Source organism: Chamaesiphon sp. (assembly GCF_041738855.1).
Lineage (GTDB): Bacteria > Cyanobacteriota > Cyanobacteriia > Cyanobacteriales > Chamaesiphonaceae > Chamaesiphon.
In genome coordinates this window covers 1-8,575 of the sequence record NZ_JBGSPA010000142.1, presented here as the reverse complement: position 1 = coordinate 8,575, position 8,575 = coordinate 1, and the positions used below count along the sequence as shown (strand labels likewise).

Below are 8,575 nucleotides of genomic sequence, written 5' to 3'. Positions count from 1 at the left end.
CACTTCTACCCCATCTGGGAAGCAGCATCACTCGACGAGTGGTTATACAACGGCGGTCCTTACCAACTAGTAGTATTCCACTTCTTGATCGGCATCTTCTGCTACATGGGTCGTGAATGGGAACTCTCCTACCGTTTAGGGATGCGTCCTTGGATCTGTGTTGCTTACTCTGCTCCAGTAGCAGCAGCAACCGCAGTATTCTTGATTTACCCCATCGGACAAGGTTCATTCTCTGACGGTATGCCTTTGGGTATCTCTGGAACGTTCAACTTCATGATCGTTTTCCAAGCAGAACACAACATCTTGATGCACCCCTTCCACATGTTGGGAGTAGCTGGAGTCTTCGGTGGCGCACTGTTCTCCGCAATGCACGGTTCATTGGTAACATCCTCCTTGGTTCGTGAAACAACCGAAGTCGAAAGCCAAAACTATGGTTACAAATTCGGACAAGAAGAAGAAACATACAACATCGTTGCAGCTCACGGCTACTTCGGTCGTCTAATCTTCCAATACGCATCCTTCAATAACAGCCGTTCCTTGCACTTCTTGCTCGGTGCATGGCCAGTCGTCGGGATCTGGTTCACCTCCTTGGGTGTCTCCACCATGGCGTTCAACCTCAACGGTTTCAACTTCAACCAATCAGTTGTTGATGCTCAAGGTCACGGGATCAATACCTGGGCGGACATCATCAACCGCGCTAACCTCGGTATGGAAGTAATGCATGAAAGAAATGCACACAACTTCCCGCTCGACTTGGCTGCTGGTGAAGCGACTCCTGTTGCGTTGACTGCTCCTGCTATCAACGGTTAAGATTTGGTTTAAGAGTTTAAGCGCAAAAACCCACTCACAGTAATGTGAGTGGGTTTTTGCATTGGGGTTGCTTCGGGTTTAACTTATACTGGTAGTCTCACATCTCCCATCTTCACAAGAATTATGGCTGCTGAAGTAATCTGTGTCGGTACCGAATTATTGCTCGGTGATATTCTTAATAGTAATTCTCAGTACTTAGCGCAAGAATTAGCCGCTTTGGGCGTACCGCATTTTTATCAAACGGTGGTGGGGGATAATATCGATCGAGTCCATCAAGCGATCGAGATTGCGGCTAATCGATCGAGTATCCTGCTATTTACTGGTGGCTTGGGGCCGACACCAGACGATCTCACTACAGAAGCGATCGCTAGCTATTTTAATACGCCACTGGTCGAATATCCACAAGTTATCGCCGATATCGAGCGTAAATATGCCCAACGGGGGCGAGACATGACAGCTAGTAACCGCAAACAAGCACTTCAACCTGAAGGTGCGACAATCTTGCCCAATCCGCTCGGCAGTGCACCAGGGATGATTTGGCAGCCACGAGCGGGGCTGACAATTTTGACTTTTCCTGGAGTTCCGCGAGAGATGTACCGGATGTGGAGGGATACAGCGATTCCATTTTTAAAAACTCAGGGTTACGGACAGCATCCGATTTATAGTCGTAGTCTCCGCTTTTTTGGGGTAGCAGAGTCAGCTCTGGCTGAGAAGGTAAATCATCTGTTTGACTCGGCGAACCCTACCGTTGCTCCCTATGCTGGCAAGGGGCAGGTACGACTGCGGATTTCGGCTAGAGCCGCTAGTGAAGTAGAGGCGACTACGCTGATTGCACCAATTGCTGAAGAAATCCAAAAGATTGCTGGAGACAACTATTTCGGTAGTGATGATGATACGTTAGCTAGTGTCGTCGGCGAGTTATTATTGCAGCGAGGTCAAACTCTAGCTGTCGCCGAATCGTGTACTGGTGGCGGTTTGGGGCAGATGTTGACGGAGACACCAGGTAGTTCGAGTTATTTTATGGGTGGCATCATTTCCTACGCCAATCGGGTGAAAGTCGAGCTGTTGGGAGTAGATAGTGAGGATTTGGCGAGAGCGGGTGCTGTAAGTGCCACCGTCGCGCAGCAGATGGCGGCGGGGGTGAAGGCGAAGTTGGGGACGGATTGGGGGGTAAGTATCACTGGTGTGGCTGGGCCTGGTGGGGGTACGGATACCAAGCCTGTGGGGTTGGTTTATATCGGCATTGCTCATCCCACAGGCGATCTCGAAGGAATTAAGTATCAGTTGGGGAGTCAGCAGGAGAGAGGTTTGATTCGGCAGATGTCTGCGTCTCAAGCGTTAGATTTATTGAGACGGAGGTTGAATAGTCGATCGTTGGGTGAATAGTGGATGGTGGATGGTGGATGATGGATGATGGAACTCTATCTATTTTCCACAGTCTTAGTCAAGAGGGTCGCGATCGGCTTACACTGAGTTGACTAAAATATTTAATTCCCCGAATCAACTGATGCAGAAACCATTTCAACGTTTAATCATTGTGAGTTTGCTCATGGGTACCCTGATTTTGGGTGCTTGCGATAGCCCAAAAAGACCCTCAGGGGAGCAGTCTACCAGTGCGCCACCGCCAAGTAGCACTGCGACTACTGCAACTAATAGCGATCGGTTCCCAGGATTGCCCAGACTCAATGGTAAAGCAACAGTACTGATGACTGTCAATGGTAATAAACAAATTACGATCGAGTTAGATGGTAATAATGCGCCGATTAGTGCGGGCAACTTTGTCGATCTGGTCGATCGCAAGTTTTATGATGGGTTAACTTTCCATCGCGTGGTGAGCAATTTTGTCGTCCAAGGTGGCGATCCCAGAGGTGATGGTACTGGTGGCTATATTCCCAAGGGCGGATCGGCAGAACGGCGGATTCCGCTGGAAATTAAACCCAATGGTTCAGTACCCATAGTATATAGTCAGACGATTAATGATGTACCGCAACTGCAACATAAGCGCGGTGCGATCGCGATGGCACGCTCTCAGTCTCCCGATAGTGCCTCTTCCCAATTTTATTTGACGTTGGCGGATGTGCCCTATTTAGATGGTAGCTATGCTGTATTTGGTAAGATTACGCAGGGTGTGGAGGTCATCGATACTATCCGTCAGGGTGGCAAAATCACATCAGCGAAGGTGACTCAAGGCATCGAAAATCTGAAGAAATAAGGTTACTGGTGTGTTACGATACCGTAACACACCTACATCAACCTAGCTGCTCATTTAGGATTGCTAGAGGGCAATATCGATCCCCAGACGGTCAAGATCGCCGAATCGAAGTAGGGGCGATCGATAAATTACCCCTACCCTGAGTTTTGAGCTACGATCTGAGATCGAGCCGCTGGTTGCTAGTATTGATAGATGCAAATTGTGATTACGGGAATTGGGTTTAGATCGGCACTTGGCAATCTCGATCGCACTTGGCAAGGATTGATGGACGATCGATCGGCGATTGGATTACACCAACCGTTCGCCGATTTGCCACCACTCCCACTAGCTTTAATCGCTAGCCAGCCGCAACACGTCATCGATCTCACTCATACAGTTGTCGAAGACGCGATCGCCGATGCGTGTTTGAGTAGATCGTTACTCGATTGTGGCGTGGTTATCGGTTCGAGCCGCAGTTGTCAGTCCGAATGGGAAAAGTTGACATCCAATTCAGTTGTCAAACCGGATTTGACTAATTGGCTCGATACCTTACCTCACAGTCTGGCGATCGCCACAGCTAGATATATTGGCTCTCGCTCGGCGGTATTAGCCCCGATGGCAGCTTGTGCGACGGGGATCTGGTCGATTGCCCAAGCGATGGGTTTGATGCGTTCTGGAGCCTGCGATCGGGCGATCGCGGGAGCGATCGATGCACCGATTACACCGTTGACGATCGCGGGTTTTGCTCAAATGGGCGCGCTGGCAACGACTGGCTGTTATCCGTTCGATTTGCGGCGGGAAGGTTTGGTTTTAGGTGAGGCGGGGGCGGTATTTATCTTGGAGACGGCGGAATTGGCCCGATCGCGCGGTGCGAAAATTTATGGCGAAGTATTGGGATGTGGCTTGACAAATGACGCATATCATGTATGCGCGATGGATGAAGCGGGGACGACAGGGGCGCAGGCAATTTATCAATGTCTCGATCGCAGTAATTTAAATCCCACTGACATTGATTATATCCACGCGCACGGCACGAGTACGCCACTCAACGATCGCCGTGAGAGTCAACTAATCCAGCAGATATTTCCCGCAGGTGTCGCGGTTAGTTCGACCAAAGGAGCGACGGGGCATACATTGGGGGCATCGGGTGCTGTTGGGGTGGCAATATGTTTACAAGCGATCGCGACTCAAACTTTACCGCCCTGTGTGGGGTTGCAGAATTCCCCATTCGATCTCGATCTAGTCAGGGTGCCTCGCCAAACAGTTGTAAATAATTTATTGTGTTTGAGTTTTGGTTTCGGTGGACAAAATGCGGCGATCGCGATCGGGAAATACTAGAGGATCTGAGGGACGACTTCTCGTTTAAGAACTGCTAGTGACGCAAAGTCCGCCTACGCGGACTAATTAGTTTTTAGATTAACCGAGAAGTATTGGGATCTGAGGGACTACTTCAGCCAGGTAAAGTAGAAGGTTGTGCCCTTGCCCAGCTCTGACTCTAGTCGAATCTGCCCGCCAGCGGTTTCCACAATTTTCTTGACGATGCTCAGACCGATACCCGTGCTATCTGGGTTCTTTTGAGGGTTGGTGGATTGGAAAATGATAAATACGCGATCGCGTTGTGCTGAGGTGATCCCTGGGCCATCATCGCCGATCGCAAATTCATAAAAATTGCCCTGCTCTTGGCAAGAGATCCGGATCGAGCCATCGGACTTGTCATAATGTTTGAAGGCATTGCCGATCGGGTTGGCGAATACTTGGGACAACAGTAGTCGCTTCGGGTGGAAAGTTGGCAGGTCGGCGGCGATGGCGATCTCAAATGTTGACGGTGGCGCGAGGGAATCGATCGTCTCAGCAAGTAGCTCGGCGACGGAAACTAGCTGAGTCTGGGCATCCGTGCGACCGACACGGGCATATTCGAGTAGTCCATTTATCATCGCTTCCATCCGCCGCACTCGACCTCGCAATTGGGTCATTTGTTGCTGAGTATCTGCGTCTAGCTCTGTGCCCAAGTCCTCTTCGATCCACTCGGAGAGGTTGGAAATAGCCCGCAGGGGAGCTTTGAGGTCGTGGGAGACGATATAGACAAAGCTGTCTAGCTCTTGATTGCGCTCGGCTAGGGCGATCTCCATTTGTTTGCGATTGGTAAAGTCTACCACCATCCCCAACAATCGCGTCGGCTTACCATTAGAGTCAGAGTAAACGCTGCCACGCGCCCAAATCCAATGAATGCTACTATCGGGGTGGATGATGCGACATTCAAAGTTCCAATCGGTACCCTCGGTGAGAGTTTGTTGGAACTTCTCATTTACAGTAGCGCGATCTTCGGGATGGACATGGGTGAGGAAGATTTCAAAGCTCCATTCCGGTAGTAGTGACTCATAACCAAAAATCTGGTCGTGAATGAGCGATCGATGTGCCGTGTGGGGTTGGTTGGTCAGATCGAGATCCCATTCGCCAATGTGGGAGGCATCGAGCATAAATCGCAGTTTGGCTTCACTCTCACACAGAGCTGCTTCAGCTTGTTTGAGCGCGGTGATATCTAGTACCACACCCATCATCCGCACGGGTTTACCCGTCGGATCGTAGGAGCAAGAACCTTTAGCCGCGATCCAATGTACCGAGCCATCCGACCAACAGGAGCGGTATTCGATATCGTAGTCTATACGATCGGCGATCGATCGATCTACAGCAGCCTGGGTACGATTGCGATCGTCAGGATGGAGAGCAGCCATGAAAACTGCGTGAGACATTTCCGTCTCAGCAGGTAAGCCAAACAATGCTTTACACTGTTCCGTCCAGGTGAGGCAGTCGGTTTCCAGATTCCAGAACCACATCCCCACTTTGGCTGCCCCTGAAGCCATCCGCAATTGCTGCTCACTCTCGCGCAGAGCGGCGGCTGTTTGTTGCTGCTCGATCGAGTCTGCGGCTTGACGAGCGAGTAGATCGAGAGCGCGCGACTCGCGGTCGTTTGGTTGGTGGAGAGCGCGCCAATGGGTAGAAACCATCCCCAGCGGTTTGCCAGTACGGGAGAACAGCGGGGTGGACTGGGCAGATCGATAACCTGCCGCGAAATGCAGCCGCATGGCACCATCGGGGTCTTCAGCTTCGGGCACATCAAAATTGACAAATGTGCGTTCGCCGTTCCGCATGGCGATCCCGCAGGAGGTATAGGAACGGGTATTCACACGGTAAAAATGCTCTGTCATCTGGCGATCGAACCCTTGCGAACTAATCAGTACCAAGTCCTGAGATCGATCGTCAAGAATCCGCACAGTAGCACCATCCGCATGTGTCAACGCGATCGCGGTAGCGAGAATCTCTCGATATAGCGTTTGGGTATCGTCTTCGGTCACTAGTCGCGCGCCTAGGTTGCGGAGCAGTTGTGTATTGCGGAGATTGGCGGCGACTGCGGCTTCAGCACGGGCGCGTTCGAGGCGGGGGAAGATCCGATTGGCGAGTTCGGAGATCAGCTCGATCTCATCCTCGCGCCATTGACGCGATCGCGAATCATTAATTGTGAGCAAATATTTCCACTCATTGCCACGATGAAAAGGTACGCTCACAAAGGCGTGGATCTTGAAAGCGGCGTAGCTGTCCGCATCAGTCCACGCATCGGTCTGGGTGTTGCTGATGACGATAGTTGCTTTCGCCTGCGCTGCTTGCTGAAATTCCTGACTGACAAAATCCGAGAGTTGATAGATACCCACTAAGTCTGGAGTGGCTAGAGTGTGCCAATCATATTCGACCGTGACTCGATCTTGAGAGCGATCGATTTCGGCAAACAGACACTGGGAGATGTTCAGATATGCGCCCACCTTTGCGCCCACCGTCTGCATAATTTCGTCGGCGGAGACTAGACGCGTAAATTCGTCTTGGATTGCTGTTAAAAAGGTGAGATTTGCTTCGCGACGTTTGCGCGCTGTCACATCTTCATAAATAATGGCAACGCGCCGACTCTGGGCTGCGCCGATCTTGAAGGCGTAGAAGTTATACCAGGTATCTAGCTGGGCAAAATGAAGCTCTTGGCGTTCGCCAATCCCCGTTTGGGCAACGCGACCGAGTGTTGCACTCCAGTGCGATTCCAGTGCGAAAATCTCCCTCGCCCGTAGTCCTACGGGGTCTATGCCTAGCATTGCTACTGCGGCTGGATTGGCTTCTAGATAATAAAAGTCTACTGGAGCATCATTTTCGTCAAAGATTAAGTCGATGAGCATGTAACCTTCATCCATCGACTCGAATAGAGTGCGGTATTTGGCTTCCGACTCGCGCAAGGCTGCTTGAGCGCGGGCGCGTTCGATCGCTGCCCAAGTCCGCTCGGCTACTTCTTCAACTAGAGTCACCTCGTCTGGTGTCCACACTCGTGGCGCGATGGTCTGGACAGCCAGTCCAGCGATGAATTCGCCACCTTTGATTAAAGGTATTCCGATGTGAGCACCGATCTGGATGGCGGCGTAGGTTGCTCGCTCCGCAGGGGATAGGTCGGGGTCAGCGGCGATATCGGACTCAACTACGGCTCGACCGCTACGAAGTGCCGCTAGCAGCTTCGCGCTGAATGAATCAACTGGAGTGCGATTCGTTGTGCGTGAATCACGGTAATTAGACCGTAAATAACCGCACCAAGGGCAAGGATACGTCCTCAGCCCAACGAGAACAGCCTTAAAACTGCCTCAATAGCTAACGGGACAAAATTTCCAGGATAACGCCAAAGAGAAGCCCCTACAGACGATTCTTGACACTAATCCCGCGAAACGAAACCAAAGAGTTGAATGCACCAAAAGGATGTAACCCATCCTAAAACTGCACGTAATTATTAAGCAACGTTACGAAAGGGAAAGGAAAGTGACTAGACCGAGTACGGATAACCGTACAAAGGAAAATGTCATCCCTTGAACTATCCGATTGATGAAGGTGAAAGTCCTTCCCTCCAAACTCAGGAGTGACTGCTTAACTACCCACACCGAGTAAATTCGGAATTTTACAGAGTCAAGCTGGGAACAGTGCGGAATCAGACAGCGAGTTATAGCTGACACTGCCGCAAATAGCGAGTTTCTATGACGAGATTAACGAACTTCCTTAAAAAGCAACTCAGTTCAAAGCATGGATAACAACCTAATACCATGACCTCATCGGAGAGCCAATGAGACTTCACTAACCGATGAGATCGAAAACCATCGATCGCATTACATATATATGATATGGGAGATTGTTTTTCACTGAGAATTTGAAGCGTGGTTTGTCGATCTAGATGTTGATGTGCAAGACTCAATCGCAATGGTGCTTGATGTTTTAGAAGCTCAAGGGGTTGCTTTGGGTCGTCCCTACGTCGATACGATTAAAGGTTCTGACTTTACCAATATGAAAGAACTCAGGGTTCAGCATGATGGAGATCCCTATCGTCTACTTTTTGCCTTCGACCCAAACCGCCAAGCAGTTGTACTAATTGGTGGAAATAAGCGCGGCGATAAGCGGTGGTATGACGTAAATATTCCAATTGCAGATCGTAGGTTTAAAGAATATTTAGAAGAAACCAGTGGAGGCGAGTTTTTATGAGCGGACGACACAGAACATACAGAC

5 protein-coding genes and 1 pseudogene are annotated in these 8,575 nt (G+C 50.4%); 5 read left to right on the top strand and 1 reads right to left on the bottom strand.

Annotated features, from left to right (window positions below; translation table 11 throughout):
• The 4 genes from psbA to ACEW9I_RS14645 form a co-directional block, all read left to right on the top strand.
• On the top strand, nt 1–810 hold an 810-nt coding region (gene psbA, locus ACEW9I_RS14660), incomplete at its 5' end, for a photosystem II q(b) protein (RefSeq protein ID WP_373541071.1).
• Between the two features lie 123 nt (nt 811–933).
• Nucleotides 934–2,196 (top strand): competence/damage-inducible protein A, encoded by a 1,263-nt coding sequence (locus ACEW9I_RS14655; RefSeq protein WP_373541070.1) that lies wholly within the window; start codon nt 934–936, stop codon nt 2,194–2,196.
• Nucleotides 2,197–2,317: 121 nt separating this feature from the next.
• Nucleotides 2,318–3,022: a peptidylprolyl isomerase gene (locus tag ACEW9I_RS14650; protein WP_373541069.1), complete on the top strand. Its 705-nt coding sequence runs from the start codon at nt 2,318–2,320 to the stop codon at nt 3,020–3,022.
• Nucleotides 3,023–3,214: 192 nt separating this feature from the next.
• Nucleotides 3,215–4,339, top strand: a complete 1,125-nt coding sequence (locus ACEW9I_RS14645) for a beta-ketoacyl-ACP synthase (RefSeq protein ID WP_373541068.1) — start codon at nt 3,215–3,217, stop codon at nt 4,337–4,339.
• 107 nt (nt 4,340–4,446) lie between these two features.
• Here ACEW9I_RS14645 and ACEW9I_RS14640 read toward each other — a convergent pair whose 3' ends face one another.
• Nucleotides 4,447–7,641 carry a PAS domain-containing protein gene (locus tag ACEW9I_RS14640; RefSeq protein WP_373541072.1) on the bottom strand — a complete coding sequence of 1,065 codons (3,195 nt, stop codon included), beginning with the start codon at nt 7,639–7,641 and terminating at the stop codon, nt 4,447–4,449.
• A 598-nt stretch (nt 7,642–8,239) separates the two neighbouring features.
• Between ACEW9I_RS14640 and ACEW9I_RS14635 the strand changes: the two are divergent.
• Nucleotides 8,240–8,551 (top strand): annotated as a pseudogene (locus tag ACEW9I_RS14635) (type II toxin-antitoxin system RelE/ParE family toxin); the annotation flags it as partial.
• Between the last annotated feature and the right edge of the window lie 24 nt (nt 8,552–8,575).